This is a genomic window from Kordia periserrulae (assembly GCF_003054265.1).
GTDB classification, from domain to species: Bacteria; Bacteroidota; Bacteroidia; order Flavobacteriales; family Flavobacteriaceae; genus Kordia; species Kordia periserrulae.
This window is the reverse complement of record NZ_QBKT01000001.1, coordinates 271,759-290,620: the sequence shown is the minus strand read 5'-3', so window position 1 is coordinate 290,620 and position 18,862 is coordinate 271,759. Positions and strand designations below refer to the sequence as shown.

Annotated in this window: 17 protein-coding genes; 15 read left to right on the top strand and 2 right to left on the bottom strand. The window is 36.7% G+C overall.

Features of this window, described 5'->3' with window-relative positions:
• The first annotated feature begins 76 nt into the window (after positions 1-76).
• The 4 genes from C8N46_RS01345 (at position 77) to C8N46_RS20260 (ending at position 2,803) form a co-directional block, all read left to right on the top strand.
• Entirely contained in the window at positions 77-1,186 is a 1,110-nt protein-coding gene (locus C8N46_RS01345; protein WP_108113055.1) for an acyloxyacyl hydrolase, read from the top strand.
• Positions 1,187-1,235: 49 nt separating this feature from the next.
• Positions 1,236-1,772, top strand: a complete 537-nt coding sequence (locus C8N46_RS01340) for a hypothetical protein (RefSeq protein ID WP_108113054.1) — start codon at positions 1,236-1,238, stop codon at positions 1,770-1,772.
• Positions 1,769-2,527, top strand: a complete 759-nt coding sequence (locus tag C8N46_RS01335) for a head GIN domain-containing protein (RefSeq protein ID WP_245896680.1) — start codon at positions 1,769-1,771, stop codon at positions 2,525-2,527. Before C8N46_RS01340 ends, C8N46_RS01335 begins: the two co-directional genes overlap by 4 nt.
• A 135-nt stretch (positions 2,528-2,662) precedes the next feature.
• Positions 2,663-2,803, top strand: a complete 141-nt coding sequence (locus C8N46_RS20260; protein WP_158269046.1) for a hypothetical protein — start codon at positions 2,663-2,665, stop codon at positions 2,801-2,803.
• A 412-nt stretch (positions 2,804-3,215) separates the two neighbouring features.
• Here C8N46_RS20260 and gldA read toward each other — a convergent pair whose 3' ends face one another.
• Entirely contained in the window at positions 3,216-4,109 is an 894-nt protein-coding gene (gene gldA / locus C8N46_RS01330; protein WP_108113053.1) for a gliding motility-associated ABC transporter ATP-binding subunit GldA, read from the bottom strand.
• A 555-nt stretch (positions 4,110-4,664) separates the two neighbouring features.
• Here gldA and C8N46_RS01325 point away from each other — a divergent pair.
• The 5 genes from C8N46_RS01325 (at position 4,665) to C8N46_RS01305 (ending at position 10,772) form a co-directional block, all read left to right on the top strand.
• Positions 4,665-5,495, top strand: coding sequence for a prephenate dehydratase (locus tag C8N46_RS01325; RefSeq protein ID WP_108113052.1), 831 nt, complete (start codon positions 4,665-4,667; stop codon positions 5,493-5,495).
• Entirely contained in the window at positions 5,492-6,640 is a 1,149-nt protein-coding gene (locus tag C8N46_RS01320) for a pyridoxal phosphate-dependent aminotransferase (RefSeq protein ID WP_108113051.1), read from the top strand. The genes C8N46_RS01325 and C8N46_RS01320 overlap by 4 nt, the downstream gene beginning before the upstream one ends.
• 2 nt (positions 6,641-6,642) lie before the next feature.
• Positions 6,643-7,491 (top strand): prephenate dehydrogenase, encoded by an 849-nt coding sequence (locus C8N46_RS01315; RefSeq protein ID WP_108113050.1) that lies wholly within the window; start codon positions 6,643-6,645, stop codon positions 7,489-7,491.
• Between the two features lie 184 nt (positions 7,492-7,675).
• Positions 7,676-8,758, top strand: coding sequence for a bifunctional 3-deoxy-7-phosphoheptulonate synthase/chorismate mutase type II (locus C8N46_RS01310; RefSeq protein WP_108113049.1), 1,083 nt, complete (start codon positions 7,676-7,678; stop codon positions 8,756-8,758).
• Positions 8,759-9,122: 364 nt separating this feature from the next.
• The gene (locus C8N46_RS01305) at positions 9,123-10,772 is read left to right on the top strand and encodes a hypothetical protein (RefSeq protein ID WP_146169691.1); all 1,650 of its coding nucleotides are present in this window, start codon (positions 9,123-9,125) and stop codon (positions 10,770-10,772) included.
• Positions 10,773-11,055: 283 nt separating this feature from the next.
• Here C8N46_RS01305 and C8N46_RS20255 read toward each other — a convergent pair whose 3' ends face one another.
• Positions 11,056-11,226, bottom strand: coding sequence for a hypothetical protein (locus C8N46_RS20255; protein WP_158269045.1), 171 nt, complete (start codon positions 11,224-11,226; stop codon positions 11,056-11,058).
• 148 nt (positions 11,227-11,374) lie between these two features.
• On the opposite strand from C8N46_RS20255, the gene rsgA reads away from it, so the two are divergent.
• The 6 genes from rsgA (at position 11,375) to C8N46_RS01275 (ending at position 18,810) form a co-directional block, all read left to right on the top strand.
• On the top strand, positions 11,375-12,328 hold the full coding sequence (gene rsgA / locus C8N46_RS01300) for a ribosome small subunit-dependent GTPase A (protein ID WP_108113047.1): 954 nt from the start codon (positions 11,375-11,377) through the stop codon (positions 12,326-12,328).
• A 2-nt stretch (positions 12,329-12,330) separates the two neighbouring features.
• A complete protein-coding gene (gene dtd / locus C8N46_RS01295) occupies positions 12,331-12,783 on the top strand; it encodes a D-aminoacyl-tRNA deacylase (RefSeq protein ID WP_108113046.1) in 453 nt (150 codons plus the stop codon).
• Positions 12,784-13,140: 357 nt separating this feature from the next.
• Positions 13,141-15,048, top strand: a complete 1,908-nt coding sequence (locus tag C8N46_RS01290; RefSeq protein WP_108113045.1) for a DUF3857 domain-containing protein — start codon at positions 13,141-13,143, stop codon at positions 15,046-15,048.
• A gap of 36 nt (positions 15,049-15,084) precedes the next feature.
• Entirely contained in the window at positions 15,085-17,106 is a 2,022-nt protein-coding gene (locus tag C8N46_RS01285) for a DUF3857 domain-containing protein (protein ID WP_108113044.1), read from the top strand.
• A 123-nt stretch (positions 17,107-17,229) separates the two neighbouring features.
• Entirely contained in the window at positions 17,230-17,556 is a 327-nt protein-coding gene (locus C8N46_RS01280; protein ID WP_108113043.1) for a nucleotide pyrophosphohydrolase, read from the top strand.
• Positions 17,557-17,580: 24 nt separating this feature from the next.
• Complete coding sequence (locus tag C8N46_RS01275) at positions 17,581-18,810, top strand: 3-phosphoshikimate 1-carboxyvinyltransferase (RefSeq protein ID WP_108113042.1); 1,230 nt, start codon at positions 17,581-17,583, stop codon at positions 18,808-18,810.
• Positions 18,811-18,862: the final 52 nt, after the last annotated feature.

Sequence of the window (18,862 nt, the reverse complement as noted above, 5' to 3'; positions counted from 1 at the left end):
TTATAATTCTACTTTTGTCAAGAAAAATCACAGAAATAATCACCTTTGTAAAATAAAAACTACATTTGTCGCTGCTATGAAAAAAATAGTTTTCCTTATTTTTCTCTATTCGTATTGTTGTATAGCACAAGAAACGACAACCACAACCAAAGCGCCCAAAGCGGCAACGGTTGATGTCAATTATTTTAGTGGAAGCATTGCGCGTCACAACGACGATATTTTACATTTGATTACAGGACATCCCGAAGGTTTTATTATAAGTTACAATCAAAAAACATTTGGTTATGACGATTGGTCACAGTTTTACAACTATCCCGATTATGGGGTTTCGTTTAGCTATCAAAACTTACAAAATGAATTTTTAGGAGAGAATTTGGCACTGTATGCACACTATAATTTTTACTTTCTCAATAGAAATTTAATGTTGCGTGTCGGACAAGGAATTGCGTACACTAGTAATCCATATGACAAAGTTGAAAATTTCAGAAATATCGCTTTCGGTTCACGCTTGATGAGTAGTACGTACGTGATGCTCAATTACAAAAAAGAAAACCTATTCAAGCGAATCGGCGTGCAAGCAGGTTTATCGCTCATACACTATTCCAATGCCAACGTAAAAGCGCCAAATACAAGCATCAATACGCTAGCGTTTAATGTAGGTGTCAATTACAATCTTGACGATACATCGCTCATAGAATATCAACAAACAGAAGTCACACAAAACTTTGCCGAACCAATAAAGTTCAACTTTGTATTGCGCGCAGGCGTCAACGAAAGTGATGCGATTGGAAGCGGACAATACGGTTTTACAATACTATCTGCGTATGCAGACAAACGTTTGGGTAGAAAAAGCGCAATTCAACTCGGAACGGAAGTATTTTTCTCTAACTTTTTAAAAGAATGGATTCGTTATCGTTCCATCGCATTTCCAAACGGAGAAATAGCAGGCGATGAAGATTACAAACGTGTGGGAGTATTTGTGGGACACGAATTATTCATCAATAAATTATCGGTCGTTACGCAATTGGGCTATTATGTGTACTATCCAGTAGATTTTGAAGGACAAACCTATATTCGTGTGGGAATGAAGCGTTATTTTGGTAAAAAATGGTTTGGAGCGTTAACGCTCAAATCGCACGCAGCCAAGGCAGAAGCGGTAGAATTTGGAGTTGGAATTAGATTGTAACAGTTAATAAATAAAAGACTCTTTTATACAATCATGAAAAAAACAAAAGATGAAAAAAAGAGTTTTATGTAGCATGATAGTGTTATTTCTATATCATATAGGAATAGCACAAATGGCACCAGAAGAGCCAATTAAAAAAAATAAACTTGGTTTTGAAAACGAAAGTGAAGAGTATCCTCCATTAGATGGAATTGTGTTAGGAGTTCATGGCGCTAGGGAAACTATGTTTGAAATAGGATATTTCCATTACCAATGGGGATCTGCTGGTTATGGTGATGTAGGAAAAGGCTATGCAATATCGACTGAACATTACATTAATGATAAATATATAATTGCTCCGAAAATAGCAGGGTTTTCTAATTTATGGGGAATCAATCTAGGAGCTGGAGCAGTTTGGTATTTTGATATGGAAAATAATAACAGTTTCCGTGTAAGACCAGAAATAGGTTATGGTGACAGAAAAATAAAACTAACCTACGCTTTCAACATGGCAATTACCAATAAAGACATGCCTAATGTGAGTAAACACATGTTGTCGGCGGTTTATTTTTTAAATTTTAATAAAAAATCACGAAAGTCAAAGTGAAAACAATACTAAGAATAAAATACTTAATAATATTACTCTTGCTCTGTATTTCTTGTAACTCAGAAGATGCAAACGATTGCTTTCAAACTTCAGGAACGATTGTTACAGAGGTGATTACGGTTGCCAATTTCTCAAAAATAGAAGTGGGAGAACATATTACGTTAATCATAAAAGAAGGCGTCACACAAGAAATAACCATTGAAACAGGGCAAAATCTTCTCAACGATATTGAAGCCAAAGTTACGGGAGAAACACTAAAATTGTCAGATAACAACGATTGCAATTACGTTCGCGATTACGGAATCACAACTGTGTATATAACAAGTCCAAACATTACAGAAATTGTGAGTAAAACGCAGTTTGAAGTACGTTCGGACGGAATTTTAACGTTTCCAAACTTGACATTGATTTCAGAAAACTTCACGAACGATAATGCAGCTTCTGGGAACTTTAATTTGCAAGTACAAAATGAAGAACTGCGAATAGTGTTCAATAACTTATCCAATCTATTCATAACGGGAAGTACGAACAATTTTAGTATCAACTTTCCTGGAGGAAATTCAAGAGTCGAAGCGGCTGATTTTATTGCAGAATCCGTAGCTATCTTTTCGCGCGGAAGCAACGATATCATCATCCATCCGCAACGAGAACTTTCTGGAGATATTTACGGAACAGGCGATGTTATTGCCGTACATCGTCCGCCAATCATTGACTTTACAGCACATTACACAGGAAATCTCATCTTTCAAGATTAATTTCATAAAGAATCATAAATATCTACGGTAATGTATTTTTAATACCTTCAATTCATAAACGAACGGTAACGACTGTTGTCAAAGCGACACAGGTATAGTACTTTCATGTCATTATTAATTCTAAAATGAAACAGCATGAAAGAAAAAAAATCAAAAGATTTATTGCTAAAAAAGAAAACCATCTGCAAAATGAATAGCATTGCAATTAATGGAGGAAAATTACCAACTACCAAACAAACTTCGTTGGAAAAAACGTTTTGTCTCTGCGTGGGATAAAATGTGTGTTACATCATGAAAGAAAAAGCGTCACTTCGAGTGTTTTTTCGCAGAAAAAATGTATCGAGAAGTACTTGTTTGCACAGGATTTTTTATCAAAGCACATTTCGATACTATTCGCTTAGGCGAATCATTCGATATGACGTTTTTTCAATGAATCAATATGATAATTTGAAAATGTGCCAATGTGAAAATATTATCCAAACAAAACTCACAAACTCAACTACTAACTTACTAAAACACCAAGAGGCGAGCCCATACTAAAACTCTAAAGCGAAAGCGCATCTAAAAAGATTCCTGTAAAGGAACAAATCTAAAAGCAACAGCAATCTAAAAGCGCTAGCATATCAAAGAGCGAAGCAATTAAAAAAAACATAAAAAACCTTGAATCTTTGAATTGAGCGCAGCGAACCTAAGCCGTCAACTCCCGAAACAAACTCTCCAAATTTTTATTCTTCTGATTAATTTGCAAAGTTTTTAAGCTGTGGTCGTGTGCAAAATCAAACACCGTCGGACGCATATCTTTGGAGGTGTTAAACGTAATTTCATACACCAAACCATGTGTGTTGACCACTTTTGTTACATGCGGAAGTTGCTCAATCAATACATCTTCTATGCGATAATCAAACTCTACTTCTATGATTTGATCTTGGTCTTTTTGCAGTTTTGCCAAGGTGGTATCAGCAACAATTTCACCTTTATTTATAATAATCACGCGGTCACACATGGCTTCCACTTCTTGCATAATATGTGTGGAAAGAAAAATAGTTTTCTCTTTACCAATGGACGTAATTAAATTGCGGATTTCAGTAATCTGATTCGGATCGAGTCCTGTCGTTGGTTCATCCAAAATCAACACTTCTGGGTCGTGCAACAACGCATTTGCCAATCCCACACGCTGACGATATCCTTTGGACAATTCGCCAATCTTTTTCTGTGCTTCTGGCGTCAATCCTGTCATGGCAATTACTTCGTCTATGCGCGATTTTAAAACTTTATACACATTCGCGTTAAACGCCAAATACTCACGCACGTGCATGTCTAAATACAACGGGTTGTGCTCCGGAAGATAACCTACGCTTTTTTGTACGTTTCGAGCTTCTGTAGTCGTGTCAAATTCGTTCACAGCAGCTGTTCCCGACGAAGCTTTCAAATACGTGGTTAAAATCTTCATCATGGTCGATTTTCCCGCGCCGTTTGGCCCTAAAAAGCCAACAATTTCACCTTTCTTTACCTCAAAAGAAACTGCGTTTAGCGCTTTTTGTTCGCCATAAATTTTTGTGACATTTTCAACGACAATAGACATAGTATAGGGATTTGAACATCAAAATTACATAAATTTTTATCAGCAATTCGCGATATTAAATTAAATAAAAACAAAAAACACTGCGGTTTATTGCTAAAAACGTTTTTCTTTAAAAAATATTGGAAAACGATTTTGAATCTAAAAATTAATCTATACTTTAGCTATAACGAAATGAAAAACAACATGTTCAATACAAATTATTTTTGGCAAGGATATTTTTACTTCTTTTTTGGAAAGAAGTCGGAACGCTTTGTCATGTAATTTAGTAGAAAACAAATAACGATATAAAGTAAGTTCCGAAATACATTCGGAACTTTTTTTTTGGAATAAAAATTTAATAACGTGAATTTGAAATAAAGAATAATTTAACAGCATAAAGTTCACTAAAACCTAATATTTGTCAGTTCGAGCGCAGTCGAGAACACTACAAAAATTAAGGTTTTGATTGAATCTCGACTGTGCTCAATTTGACATTTATTTTAAATTATTAATTAGTGGCTTTAACAGGAAACTTAGTTTTTGTTTTTCAAGTTTAAAACACGATAAATAATATTGATGAAATCAACCATCGCAATACAAGGAATATTAGGATCAAACCATCACAAAGTGGCACAACTTTATTTTGGAAATGAAATACAGTTGGACGAATGCCTGTCTTTTGATGCGCTCGTACACAGTTTGATTCATGGAAAAAGTGATTACGCTATTATGGCGATAGAAAACACCATTGCAGGTTCCATCATTCCAAATTACGCGTTGATTGATGCCAACAATATTCACATTAACGGCGAATACTATTTAAACATTCATCATCATTTGATGGCATTGCCAAATCAAACCATAGAAGATATTACAGAAGTCTGTTCGCATCCGATGGCGCTGTTGCAATGCAAAGAATTTTTTAAACAATATCCACATATCAAACTGGTTGAAGATAATGATACTGCGGAAGTCGCGCGAAGAATTCAAGAACAAAAACTCAAAGGCACAGCCGCCATTGCAACCAAAACGGCTGCAGAGTTGTTTCAATTACACGTGTTATCAGCAGAAATTCAAACCATCAAAACCAACGCGACACGTTTTGTCATTCTGCAAAAAGAAAAGCCAAGCAACGGAATTGATCAAATAGACAAAGCATCGCTCCGTTTTGAACTCGACCACAAAAGAGGAAGTTTAGCAACCGTACTCAACGTTATGAGCGATTGCAAACTGAATCTGACCAAAATACAATCCTTACCCATTATTGAAACACCTTGGAAATACGCCTTCTTTGTCGATGTTACCTTTGAAGCGTATGAAGATTACACCAAAGCCATTTCAATATTGGAAATAATGTCTACAAGTCTTAAAGTTTTAGGAACCTACAAAAACCAACGAAACACATGATTCCTGCAAAACGCATACATACAGTTGAAGAATACTACTTTTCGCGAAAGTTGCGAGAAGTACGCGGCTTGGTAAACGCTGGAAAAAACATTATCAATCTCGGAATAGGAAGTCCCGATTTGCAACCGCCAAGTATTGTTGTTGATGCTTTAGAAGAAAGTCTGAACGACGAAATGGCGCACAAATACCAAAGCTATCAAGGAATTCCAGAATTGCGAAATGCAATTGCCGATTTCTATCAAAAAAACTATCAAGTCACGCTCAATGCGGAAACGGAAGTACTACCGTTAATGGGAAGTAAAGAAGGCATTATGCACATTTCTATGGCGTATTTGGACGAGGGCGATGAGGTGTTGATTGCGAATCCAAGTTATCCAACCTATACTTCGGTAACCAAATTATTAGGCGCGATTCCACGATATTACGACTTGCATGCTGCAAACGATTGGTTGCCAAATTTAGACGAATTGGAAAAGCAAGATTTGAGCAAGGTAAAATTCATGTGGGTAAACTATCCACACATGCCAACGGGCGCAAAAGCAACGAAAACTTTCTTTGAAAAACTGATTGTATTTGCGAAAAAGCATCAAATATTAATCATAAATGACAATCCGTATAGTTTCATTCTGAACGAACATCCACTCAGTATTTTGGCAATTGACGGCGCTAAAGAAGTGGCGTTGGAATTGAATTCGTTGAGTAAATCGTTCAATATGGCAGGCTGGCGAACAGGAATGGTGATGGGAAAAGCGGAACACATTCAACATGTATTAAAAGTAAAAAGCAATATGGATTCGGGCATGTTTTACGGAATCCAAAAAGGCGCTATCAAAGCATTGTCGAGTTCTAAAGAATGGTTTTCGCAACTCAACACTATATATGAAAAACGTCGCAAACTCGTGTGGGAAGTCGCAACGAAATTACAATGCACGTTCGACAAAGAAACGGCAGGAATGTTTGTATGGGCAAAATTACCTTCGGACAATACACTTACATCAGAGCAATTTGTAGACAAACTATTGTATGAAAAAAGTGTGTTTATTACGCCAGGAAGCATTTTTGGAACACAAGGCGAAGGCTATGTGCGCTTTTCACTTTGTGTATCGGAAGAAAAAATAAAAGAAGTCATCAACAGAATCGCATAACAATGAACGTATATATCATCGGAATTGGACTTATTGGCGGAAGCATGTCGTTGGATATTCAAGTGACATATCCTGAGGCAATCATTCACGGTATTGATGTCAGTGACGCACATTTGGAAGAAGCACTGCAAAGACAGTTAATTCATCAAAAAGCAACACTACAAAATGTTGAAAATGCAGATATTGTCATTGTGACGATTCCTGTGCATGCGTCTATCAAAATTATCGACGAAGTATTACACACGGTCAAAGATGATGCGTTGGTCATTGATGCGGGTTCCACCAAAGAACAAATTTGTAAAAGCATAGCAGCGCATCCAAAACGGCGCAATTTTTTAGCAGCGCATCCAATTGCAGGAACCGAATTTTCGGGACCTTCTGCGGCAATTCAACGGTTGTTTGAAGGCAAAACAAATATTATTTGCGAAGTCGAAAAAACAGCGTTCAGTCTGCAAGAAAAAGCATTAGAACTGTTTAAAAACTTAGGAATGCGCATTCGATATATGGATCCGAAATCGCACGACAAACATATTGCGTATGTATCGCATCTATCGCATATCAGTTCGTTTATGCTGGGAAAAACGGTCATAGAAAAAGAAAAAAACGAACGCGATATTTTCGATTTGGCAGGCAGTGGATTTGCATCCACCGTGCGTTTAGCAAAAAGCTCACCAGCTATGTGGACACCCATTTTTGAACAAAACAAAACCAACGTCATTGAAACGCTCGACGAATACATCAGCAACTTACAAGAATTTAAAAACCTGATGTTGCAAGACAATTTTGAAGGAATTTACAAAGAAATGGAAAACACAAACTATATAAAGAAAATATTAAAAGGATTGGAATGATTGGTAGTTGCCAGTTTTCAGTTGTCGGTTTTCAGTATGAAATCAATAACCTATTGAAATTCTAATCAGAGAATCAACAAATAATTTAGAGCCAAGAACCAAGAGTCAAGAGCCAAGACAAATACACGAATCAACAAATAACAAATAACGAATAACAAAGAACAAAAAACATAAAAAACAAACCATGGAAAATAAAAAAGAACTCAGAAACTGGCTCAATGCCTTTGAGCTGCCGCATCCGCTAGTAATTGCGGGACCGTGCAGTGCTGAAACAGAATCACAAGTATTAAACATAGCGCATCAACTGAAAGATACCGATGCTACTGTATTACGCGCAGGAATTTGGAAACCACGTACACGACCAGGAAATTTTGAAGGTGTCGGTGCTTTAGGTCTCAAATGGTTGCAAAAAGCCAAAGAAGAAACAGGCATGTTAACGGCTACCGAAGTTGCCAATGCAACACACGTGCGTTTGGCGTTGGAACACGATATTGATGTGTTGTGGATTGGAGCACGTTCTACGGTAAGTCCGTTTATTGTACAAGAAATTGCAGATGCATTGCAAGGTACGGATAAAATTGTGTTGGTGAAAAATCCTGTAAATCCAGATTTGCCATTGTGGTTGGGTGCCATTGAGCGTTTGCATTCGTCTGATATCAAAAAATTAGGTGTCATTCACAGAGGATTTTCAACCTACGAGAAAACGCGCTACCGAAACAATCCTGAGTGGCAAATTCCAATTGAATTGCAAAACCGTTTCCCAGATTTGCCACTTATTTTAGATCCATCACACATTGCAGGGCGTAGAGATATCATTTTCGATTTATGTCAAACTGCACTCGACTTAAATTACGACGGATTGATGGTAGAAACACATTTTGATCCAGACAATGCGTGGAGTGATGCCAAACAGCAAATTACACCAACGCGTTTAGTAGAAATCATGGACGATTTAAAAATCAGAAAGGAAACTGACACAGAAGCCGATTACCGTAACGCACTCAATACATTGCGTACGCAAATTGATGTCATTGACCATCAATTGATTGAAACGCTAGGAAAACGTATGAAAGTTGCCGATAAAATTGGAGAATTGAAAAAGGCGAAAAACGTTGCCATTTTACAAGCCAGACGTTGGAATGAAATTTTAGGCAAAATGATTCTCGAAGGTGAGCAAAATCAACTAAGTGAAGAATTTGTATTGCGCATCTTTAAAGCGATTCACCAAGAATCTATCAACCATCAGGAGAAAATTATGAGTAAATAGGTTGCATACAATTACTTGTTAGTTCGCAGTCGAGAAATCTTAGAGATTCACTTTCTAAGGAATCTCGACTGCGCTCGATTTTGCACTTAGTGTACGTTTTGATGTTTAATTGACATGAAATATCGCAGCAAAAAACAAGACTCAATTTTTTTAAATTTTTAATAAGAAGCTAAGTTGTTGAAAAAGAATAATGTATCTTTTTGTATTTGCGTTCAAGAGTCATAAAATTCAACTAAGGACTTCGAATCTCTTCTAAATTCTATATGTTTGTAGCAATTTTAACAATACATAACTGCCTTAGAAGCCAAAAAATATCCCCAAAAATTAATTCAAAATTCAATCACTTAAAACTGTAAGTAAACACATGAAACACGTTATCAGCGCCTGTATGCTATTATTTGTAGTATGCACTATGAGCGCACAAGGAAAACTTGGTCCTATCACAATTTCGTACGGAGAAGAAATTAAAGAAGACAAAGAAAAAATTGTCCGAATTGCGGGAGAAGTCAATGGTAAAATTTACACCTTAGCTCGAAAAGGAAAGAATAAATACTTTCTAAAAATGTTTAGCTCTGATACGATGGCTGAAATTGGAAAACAAGAAGTCGAATTTGCCGAATATAACGGAAAAGACCTTACGTTTGAAGAAATCATCGTTATCGGGAATAATTTATACGCTTTTGGAAGTTTGTACGACCGCAAAGCCAAAGAAAATCACTTATTAGGATTTCCTATTTCTGCGGATGGAAAAATTTCTAACAAAGGAAAAATCTTGTTCAAAACAAAAGTGACCAAAAAGAGAGAAAGAGGCGCTTTTTACTTTAAAAGTTCGCCAGATGGAGCGCGATTGCTCATCATGCATGCAGCGTATTTTGACAAAGAAGACGAAGTACAATACGAAATAAAACTATTCAACGAAAGTCTTGATACTCAAATGTCAGACTTGGAAAAGGTGCCGTTCAAAGACAGAAGCGATTTAGAGTTCAATATTGCAGACTTTGATGTAAATGTGTACGATGATATTTTTGTAGTAATTAACGAAAGTTACCGAGACAGAAAGCAGAAAAAAAACATCGAAAAGTTTGAAGTACACGCATTCAAAAAAGACAAAGACTACGCGAAAGAAATCATTAATATTGATTTTACCAATAGAGAAGTGATTAACTGTGAAATTTTAGCGACCAACAAAGATGTATTGCATTTGGTAGGATTTTATTCAGGTGTTCGTAAAAATGGAAAAGCCAATAAAAAACTCAGAGGAATTTACGCCGCAACAGTTGATGTACAAACCAATGACGTAAAAAATTTAAAATTCAACAAATTCGATTACGAAACCAAAGTAAAGCTCATTGGAGAACGTCGTGCTAAAAAAGACAAAGACATCAAACCTTTGTACAGAACGCATAGTATCATTGAAAAAAATGACGGCGGATTATTTTTATTATCTGAATATCAGGAAGTTTTTGTGGGAAGAAGTCAAGGAATTGGACCATTGTCGGTTCAGCCAATTACATACATCAACAACGAAATCATTGTAACATCGTTAAATGCAGATGGTTCGGTAGCATGGACAAACGTAATTCCGAAAGAACAAAAAGCGAGTTTTACGGTATTCTCTTTAGGAATTTTTGGTTTTGCTGGCGGAAATAATTTTTCTGTCGGAGTGAGCGTTTCAATTCCAATTGCAGTAGCAGGAAAAGGTCCAGAATATTTAAGCGCAATTCCAATTTATGAAAACGGACAACTGACGGTTGTGTTTAACGACAACAAAAAGAACGTTGGCGTTACTGATATTGAAGAAATAAAAAAGCTAGGAAACTACAACAAAGCCATTCCAACAGCATTTGTATTTGATAATGAAGGAAACATCACGCGTCTCGATCCAGAAGATTTGCAAGAAGAACGCTTGATACTCAGACCAGGTGTATATTTCCAAAAAGCTGCAGGTGATTATATCATTTATGCTTCTAGAAGATCAAAAGATAAATTGGGGAGACTTCAAATTCAAAACTAAGTAACGTGAGTTCGACTTAAGAAATCACTATGTAATTCACAATTCACTGAGAAATAGCTAATTGTCAGTTCGAGCGCAGTCAAGAACAACTAAGAATTGATAATTTCAAAGGAATCTCATGAGCTATGCTCGGTATCTACGATAATGCTCGATTTGATATTGAGTATAATCTATTAGTAATCAGTTGTATAATAAAATAGTTATATCGAATTCACGTTAAGTAAATAATCCAATTACAATGAAATAAGCCATCTCAGTCATACGCTTGAGATGGCTTTGTTTTTTAGCACGGTGGTGCAAAAGGACATGTCGTTTTTGGAGAATCTACCCAGCCGTTGCAAGTTCCATCTGGACACCATTCACAACAAAAACTACCTAACTGCCCAACGATTTCAAGTTGTGTCTTTTTTGTAAGTTCACGAACTCCTTTTACCTTTAAAATGTTTTGTAACATAATGTATATTTTAATTGTTATTTTATAATATACAATGCCTTCTATAAAACGCAGTACGGAAACACCTTACTTAACATTTTTATAAGATTCTGAAAAGCCTGTACGACAATCGTTTGTTTTTTTAAGAATAATCATAATCTTTGCACTAATGATAGGAACTGTTTATAAATCTACGGGAAGTTGGTACTTGGTAAAAACCGAGAACGGTGACGAATACGAGTGTAGAATCAAAGGGAAATTTAGACTCAAAGACATCAAAAGCACCAATCCGATTGCGGTTGGCGACAACGTGAATTTTACGCTTGAAACGGATAACAACACCGAAACAGGCATCATTGACAAAATCTTTGACCGAAAAAACTACATCATTCGAAAATCGGTCAATCTCTCCAAGCAAACACATATTATTGCTGCCAATATTGATCAGGTTTTTTTGTTAATTACAATTGACAATCCGCCGACGTTTCCAAGTTTTATCGATCGTTTCTTGGTTACGGCAGAAGCCTATTCCATTCCGTGCGTACTGGTGTTCAACAAAATTGACTCCTACAAAGAAATTGAACGTCGTGCTGAGGTCATGTATCTCAAAGACATTTATGAAAACATAGGCTACGAGTGCATAGAAATATCTGCCAAAAAGCAACAAAATATAGACGTCATTAAAAAACGCATGAAAGGAACGGTGAGCATGTTTGCAGGACATTCAGGCGTTGGGAAGTCTACTTTAGTCAACGCAATTTCTCCAGAATTAAACTTAAAAACCAAAGAAATATCTGAACAACACAAGCAAGGACAACATACCACAACCTTTGCCGAAATGTTCGATTTGGAATTTGGTGCAAAAATCATTGATACGCCAGGCATCAAAGGTTTCGGAATTGTAGATATGGAAAAAGAAGAAATTGGCGATTACTTTCCAGAATTCTTCGCGCTAAAAAGTCAGTGCAAATTCAACAACTGTATCCACATTGAAGAACCAAAATGCGCGGTAAAAGATGCGGTTGATGATGGTGAAATAGCTTGGTCGCGTTACAAAAGCTATCTACAAATGATAGAAGGCGACGAAAGCAACTATCGTATGGACGAATTTAAAGAAGTCTAATCATGAGAGCTGTCATACAAAGAGTCACGGAGGCAAGTGTTGCTGTCGACGGAAAAAAAGTAGCCAACATCGGGCACGGATTGCTAATTTTGTTGGGAATTGAGCATGAAGACACGCAGGAAGACATTGCTTGGTTGTCTGCAAAAATAGCCAAATTGCGCATCTTCAACGACGAAAATGGCGTCATGAATACTTCCCTTATCGATGTGGACGGAGAAGCGATTGTCGTAAGTCAATTTACCTTGCATGCCAGTACTAAAAAAGGAAATCGTCCAAGCTATATCAAAGCAGCAAAACCTGACGTTTCTATTCCGTTGTATGAAGCGTTTGTAAAACAATTTGAAACCGACATTCAGAAAAAAGTACAAACAGGCATTTTCGGCGCCGATATGAAAGTAGGCTTATTAAACGACGGTCCTGTAACCATCATTATTGATACAAAAAACAAGGAATAATTGAACGTTTATCAATTTTAAGGAACAGTCGTTTTAATCTTTTCCGCAGTGTAGCAGGAATTTTTCGTTAAAAATTTTTGAATCCTTGGAGAAAATTTAGAAAAAATCATGCGGTTTTTGTTTTTCCTTAAAAGAAAAACTAAAAACACCTCTGGAAAAGCGCCTTTTCTTTTGTTTCTTTTCTTTGGGCGAGCAAAGAAAAGAAAGTATAAAACTAAATTTTTAGATGATTCTATAAGTTTCCATGAGAACTTAAATTTAAGTTTGAATGAAATCTATATCTAACTTACGTTAAATTAATAACTTTTCTTATATTCGTGACTTGTTCTCCCTTAATATCAAAATAAATACAAACGTATGCGCTTAAAATTTTTGGCAACAGTTGCCATCATATTCGCTATACATGTAGCGAACGCTCAAGATAATCTTACCAGTTATCTCACACTTCCACAAGAACTTACAAAAAATGCAAATGCCGTTATTCGCTTAGATGAAACTACAGTGACCGTAAATGCAACTGACGATATGGAAGTGTCTAAAAAACGAATTGTAACGGTCTTAAACGAAAATGGTTTGAGCAAAATTCAGGCTGGAGCTGGATATGATAACTCTACAAGTATCAAAGACTTAGAAGCTAGAATCTATGATAAGTTTGGAAAGCAAATCAAAAAAATCCGCGAACGCGATTTTCAAGATGTCAGTGCCGTTGATGGCGTAACCATGTATTCTGACTCTCGAATAAAATACATGGATTACACGCCTATTTCCTATCCTTTCACAGTAGTTTTTACCAGTACTGTCAACTACAAAACAACCGCAAACCTACCCCGATTTTCGCCTCTTAGCTATTACACAGGCATTCAAAAAAGCAAATATCAAATTACCTATCCGGAATCACTTTCCTTGTATAAAAAAGAGTTGAATTTGGAGGAATTTGGGGTGGTCAAAATAGAAAATCCAGGCAAATTAATTTATGTCTTGGATGATGTTTCAGGAATGAAACCTGAAGCGTACAGTCCGTCAGAAGCAAAAATAAAACCGCAAGTATACCTTGCACTTAGTAAGTTTACTTACGAAGGTATCAGCGCGGAAGTGAAAGATTGGGATGAAACCGGGAAATGGATTTACGATAATCTCTTACTAGGACGTGCTACGGTTGATGCAGAAACAAAAGCAGCCATCGAAAACTTAGTTGCTGATGCAACTTCCGATATTGAAAAAGCAAGACGAATTTACGAATACATGCAAGGAAAAACACGCTACATCAGTGTGCAGGTCGGAATTGGCGGTTACCAACCGATTGAAGCTGCTGAAGTAGATAAAGTAGGTTATGGTGACTGTAAAGGTTTGACAAACTATATGATGGCATTGCTGAAAATTGCGGGAATTGAATCGTATTATACGGTTGTGCAATCAGGAAGTGAAATTGTGAATTTTTATGAAGATTTTGCAACGCTCGGACAAGGAAATCACGTGATTTTAAATCTTCCGAACAATGGTGATGATATTTGGTTGGAATGTACCAGTCAAAAAATGCCTTTTGGTCATATTGGCGATTTTACCGATGATAGAAATGTGTTGGTAGTAACTCCAGAAGGCGGACAACTAAAACACACCAAAAAATACGCAACGGAAGAAAATCTGCAAGAAACCACAGGAAATTATACCTTAGATGCCAATGGAAACATAGATGCTGAGGTTACTATCAAAACTTACGGAATACAATATGACAGTCGTTTTTATATAGAAGATTTTTCAGATGTTGAAAAGGATAAACGCTATAAAAAATATTTCTACGCAGTCAACAATGTAAACATAGACAACATAGAACTACAAAACGACAAAAAAGAAGTCGTATTCACAGAAAAAGTAGCGTTCAATGCTGATGCGTATGGCGTGGTTACGGGCGACAGATTGTTATTTGCGCCAAACGCTTTCAATAGAATTTCTAGCATTCCTGATCGCTACCGAAATCGTAAATTTCCATTGGAAATTCAACGAGGATATCAAGACGTTGACTCGTATGAAATCAAATTGCCTAGCGATTTTAAAATAGAAGCCATGCCAGACGATGTTTCGTATGAAACCAAATTTGGAAGCTATTCGTTTTCTATCGAACAAAAAGACAATCAAACGCTACAATTCACACGAAAAATTACCATAAAAGATGGTTTGTATCCCAAAGAAGAATACAGCAACTATCGAAAATTTATCAAGAAAATTGTCAAATACGATAGTTCTAAAATTGTATTAGTAAAAAAATAATTCAATCTCCTAAATTCTATAAAAATAAACTCTACAATGAAAAAATACACAATATGTGTGCTTGCAATGTTTGCTTTTATCACATTACACGCACAAGATTTCGATTTTGGTGAAGTGTCCAAAGCTGAATTAGAAGAAACAAAACATCCTAATGACCCAGAAGCCAATGCGGCAATTCTATTTGAAAAAAACTACATCACCTTACGTTACATACAAGGCGAAGGATTTCAAGTAGAAACCAATATTCACAAACGCATCAAAATTTATAACAAAGACGGTTTGGATTGGGCAAATCACTCCATTCCGCTCTACAAAGGAGATGGCGGGAATCGTGAAAAAGTTTCCAACCTAAAAGGATATACCTACAACTTGGAAGGTGGAAAAATTGAAGACACCAAATTGCGTAAAGACGGAATCTTTACAGAAAAACGGAACGAATACGTAGACATCGAAAAAATTACGATGCCAAACGTAAAAGAAGGTTCGGTTGTGGAATATCGTTACAAAGTAGTGTCGCCATATTATTGGAACATCAATGAAGTCTATTTCCAATACGAGATTCCTGTTAATAAAATTGAAGTCGTTTTTGAAGCGCACGAATATTTTACCTATAAAAAACACTACAAAGGTTATTTTAGAATAAGTCCAGTAGAAACTACACGTCCAGGAACAATTACCTTAACAGGGAGTTCTCGAAACGGAGGAACTAGTAGAACAACTTCTGTGAGAACAACTTTTTCTAAAGATGACATCGATTTCACATTCAACATTACCAAATACAATCTCAGCAATGTGCCAGCTCTGAAAGATGAAAATTTTGTGAGTAATATTCAAAATTACCGAAGTGCGGTAAAATTTGAATTGGCGCAAGTGCAAATGCCAAACGACATTCCACAATACCTTGCAAAATCATGGGACGATGTGGTAAAAACGATTTACAGAAGTGAAAGCTTCGGTGGCGAATTGGAAAAATCGTCCTACTTTAAAAGTGATATAGACAACTTGGTAGCAGGCGTATCGGGCGATATGAAAAAAGCCGCGATGATTTACTTCTATGTGCGCGATAGAATCAAGTGGAACGGAAACTACGGAAAATATCCTGAATTGGGCGTTCGCAAATCGTATAAAGATAAAACAGGAAACGTGGCAGACATGAATTTGATGCTCACTGCCATGTTGCGTCACGCAGGTATCAACGCCAATCCCGTGATTTTAAGCACACGTTCACACGGAATTACGTTGTTCCCAACGTTGGAAGGTTTCAACTATGTAATTACCGCAATTGAAGTGGAAAATGCAGTGATTTTGTTGGATGCGACTAACTATTACGGTGAACCAAATGTATTGCCATTGCGAGCGTTAAATTGGTCAGGGCGACTCATTCGTAAGGACGGAAGTTGGAATCAAATCAGTTTGATGCCACAAGAAAAAGCATCACGTGCAACGATGATTAATGTAACGTTGGATGAAAACGGTGACCTTACGGGAAAACAACGTACACAATACACTTCGCACAACGCACTGAACTTCCGCGAAATGTATGCGCAAGTTGAAGAAGAAGACTATTTGGAGCGATTGGAAAACAGTATTGAAGACATTGAAATTTCAGAACATTCAGTAAAAAATCTTAACAAAGTAGGCGAACCCGTGATGGAATCGTATGCGTTTGAAAAAGAAGCACAAGCGGAAGTGATTGGTGACAAAATGTACTTTTCACCATTATTCTTTTTAGCAACCTCTGAAAACATTTTCAAAGCTGAAGAACGTGTATATCCTGTTGATTTTGGCTATCCGTGGAAACGAAAAATCATGATGAATATTACACTGCCAGAAGGATACGAGGTAGAATCATTACCCGAAGCGGGAATGGTTAAAATGCCAGAAAACTTAGGTGTATATTCGTTTAACATTTCTAAAACGGCAGTTGGAATAAGCGTGGTGATGTCAAAAGAAATCAACGCTTCTGTAATTACACCAGACAAATACGGAGCGTTGCGTGAATTCTACAAAATGTTGGTGGAAAAAGAAAAAGAAAAAGTAGTATTGAAGAAGATTTAAAGTTCTAAAAAAAAATCAAAAAATTACAAAAACTCAATTTTAAGTTGCTTTTTAAAACTGCTTAAAATTGGGTTTTTTAGGTTATTGCGACGAAGATTCCATAACTTTGCACAAAAACAAAAAATGAACTTACAAGCGGCACAATTACAAGTAGACACTTGGATAAAAGAACACGGCGTACGCTATTTCAACGAACTTACCAACATGGCGCAACTCACGGAAGAAGTGGGCGAAGTAGCACGCATCATTGCTAGACGTTACGGTGAACAAAGTGAAAAAGAAAGTGATAAAAACAAGGACTTAGGTGAAGAATTGGCAGATGTGGTTTTTGTAGTACTATGTTTGGCAAATCAAACAGGAATTGACCTGCAAGCTGCATTTGACAAAAAGATGGACAAAAAAACCAAGCGTGACCACGATCGTCATCACAACAACGAAAAATTGAAATAAACAACAGACGTCATTTTATAAACCATGAATATAAAGCTTCAAAAATCTACACTTCATCTACAATCCAATATTGCCATTACAGGCTCTAAAAGTGAAACCAATCGCTTACTTTTATTGCAAGCTTTATATCCGAATATCACGATTGACAACATTTCCAATTCAGACGATGCGCAATTAATGCAAAAAGCCTTGTCGTCTACAGAAACGGTCAAAGACATTCATCACGCAGGAACGGCAATGCGGTTTTTAACTGCTTATTATGCAACACGTGACGGACAAGAAATAACGCTCACAGGCTCTTCGCGCATGCAAGAACGACCAATTAAAATATTGGTGGAAGCTTTGCAACAATTGGGTGCAGACATTCAATACACCAACAACGAAGGGTATCCGCCATTGCGCATCAACGGAAAAAAACTTACTAAAAATTCGGTAACATTAGCAGCAAATGTAAGTAGTCAATATATTTCTGCCTTACTACTCATTGCACCAACTTTGAAAAATGGCATATCGCTTACGCTGGATGGAAACATTACGTCGGTTCCGTACATCAACATGACACTTTCGTTGCTCAACGAACTTGGTGTGCAGACGAATTTTGAAGGAAATATCATTACGGTAGCAGCGTTTAAGGCTTTGTCAGCAACTAAAAAATTCACGGTAGAATCCGATTGGAGTTCGGCGTCGTACTTCTATAGTTTGATTGCTTTAAGTAAGATTGGCACAGAAATTACGCTTTCGTCATACAAAAAAAACAGTCTACAAGGCGATTCTTGCTTGGCGGAAATCTATACAAAATTTGGCGTAGAAACGAGTTTTCAAAACAATTCCATCACACTTTGCAAAACGCGTGAAGCAACACAGGAAACTATCAAGCTTGACTTAAAAAATGCACCAGACATCGCACAAACTATTGCAGTTACTGCTTTCGGATTGCAACTATCTTGTGAAATGATTGGCTTGCATACACTAAAAATCAAAGAAACCGACAGACTTGTCGCACTCAAAACCGAATTGGAAAAACTAGGCGCTTCTGTAGACATAACAGACGAATCATTGCATTTACACAAAGCAACCAATATTAACGAAAACATCTCCATAGCAACTTATAAAGATCATCGAATGGCAATGGCTTTTGCGCCGTTGTCATTGCGTGTTCCTATTCAAATCGAAAAAGCGGATGTTGTTTCTAAATCCTTTCCAGATTTTTGGGCAGATATACAAAAGATTGGAATTAAAGTGACCGAAACCTAAAAAAACAAGCCAAATACTTGACAACCCCTATGTTGAGATTGTATATTTGCAA

What these genes read in the sequence shown, in the direction of transcription:
- C8N46_RS01280 (WP_108113043.1), top strand. Translation starts at nt 17,230, where the DNA reads ATGAACTTACAAGCGGCACAATTACAAGTAGACACTTGGATAAAAGAA.
- C8N46_RS01340 (WP_108113054.1), top strand. Translation starts at nt 1,236, where the DNA reads ATGAAAAAAAGAGTTTTATGTAGCATGATAGTGTTATTTCTATATCAT.
- rsgA (WP_108113047.1), top strand. Translation starts at nt 11,375, where the DNA reads ATGATAGGAACTGTTTATAAATCTACGGGAAGTTGGTACTTGGTAAAA.
- C8N46_RS01345 (WP_108113055.1), top strand. Translation starts at nt 77, where the DNA reads ATGAAAAAAATAGTTTTCCTTATTTTTCTCTATTCGTATTGTTGTATA.
- C8N46_RS01325 (WP_108113052.1), top strand. Translation starts at nt 4,665, where the DNA reads ATGAAATCAACCATCGCAATACAAGGAATATTAGGATCAAACCATCAC.
- C8N46_RS01305 (WP_146169691.1), top strand. Translation starts at nt 9,123, where the DNA reads ATGAAACACGTTATCAGCGCCTGTATGCTATTATTTGTAGTATGCACT.
- C8N46_RS20260 (WP_158269046.1), top strand. Translation starts at nt 2,663, where the DNA reads ATGAAAGAAAAAAAATCAAAAGATTTATTGCTAAAAAAGAAAACCATC.
- C8N46_RS01275 (WP_108113042.1), top strand. Translation starts at nt 17,581, where the DNA reads ATGAATATAAAGCTTCAAAAATCTACACTTCATCTACAATCCAATATT.
- dtd (WP_108113046.1), top strand. Translation starts at nt 12,331, where the DNA reads ATGAGAGCTGTCATACAAAGAGTCACGGAGGCAAGTGTTGCTGTCGAC.
- C8N46_RS01285 (WP_108113044.1), top strand. Translation starts at nt 15,085, where the DNA reads ATGAAAAAATACACAATATGTGTGCTTGCAATGTTTGCTTTTATCACA.
- gldA (WP_108113053.1), bottom strand. Translation starts at nt 4,109, where the DNA reads ATGTCTATTGTCGTTGAAAATGTCACAAAAATTTATGGCGAACAAAAA.
- C8N46_RS01315 (WP_108113050.1), top strand. Translation starts at nt 6,643, where the DNA reads ATGAACGTATATATCATCGGAATTGGACTTATTGGCGGAAGCATGTCG.
- C8N46_RS20255 (WP_158269045.1), bottom strand. Translation starts at nt 11,226, where the DNA reads ATGTTACAAAACATTTTAAAGGTAAAAGGAGTTCGTGAACTTACAAAA.
- C8N46_RS01310 (WP_108113049.1), top strand. Translation starts at nt 7,676, where the DNA reads ATGGAAAATAAAAAAGAACTCAGAAACTGGCTCAATGCCTTTGAGCTG.
- C8N46_RS01290 (WP_108113045.1), top strand. Translation starts at nt 13,141, where the DNA reads ATGCGCTTAAAATTTTTGGCAACAGTTGCCATCATATTCGCTATACAT.
- C8N46_RS01320 (WP_108113051.1), top strand. Translation starts at nt 5,492, where the DNA reads ATGATTCCTGCAAAACGCATACATACAGTTGAAGAATACTACTTTTCG.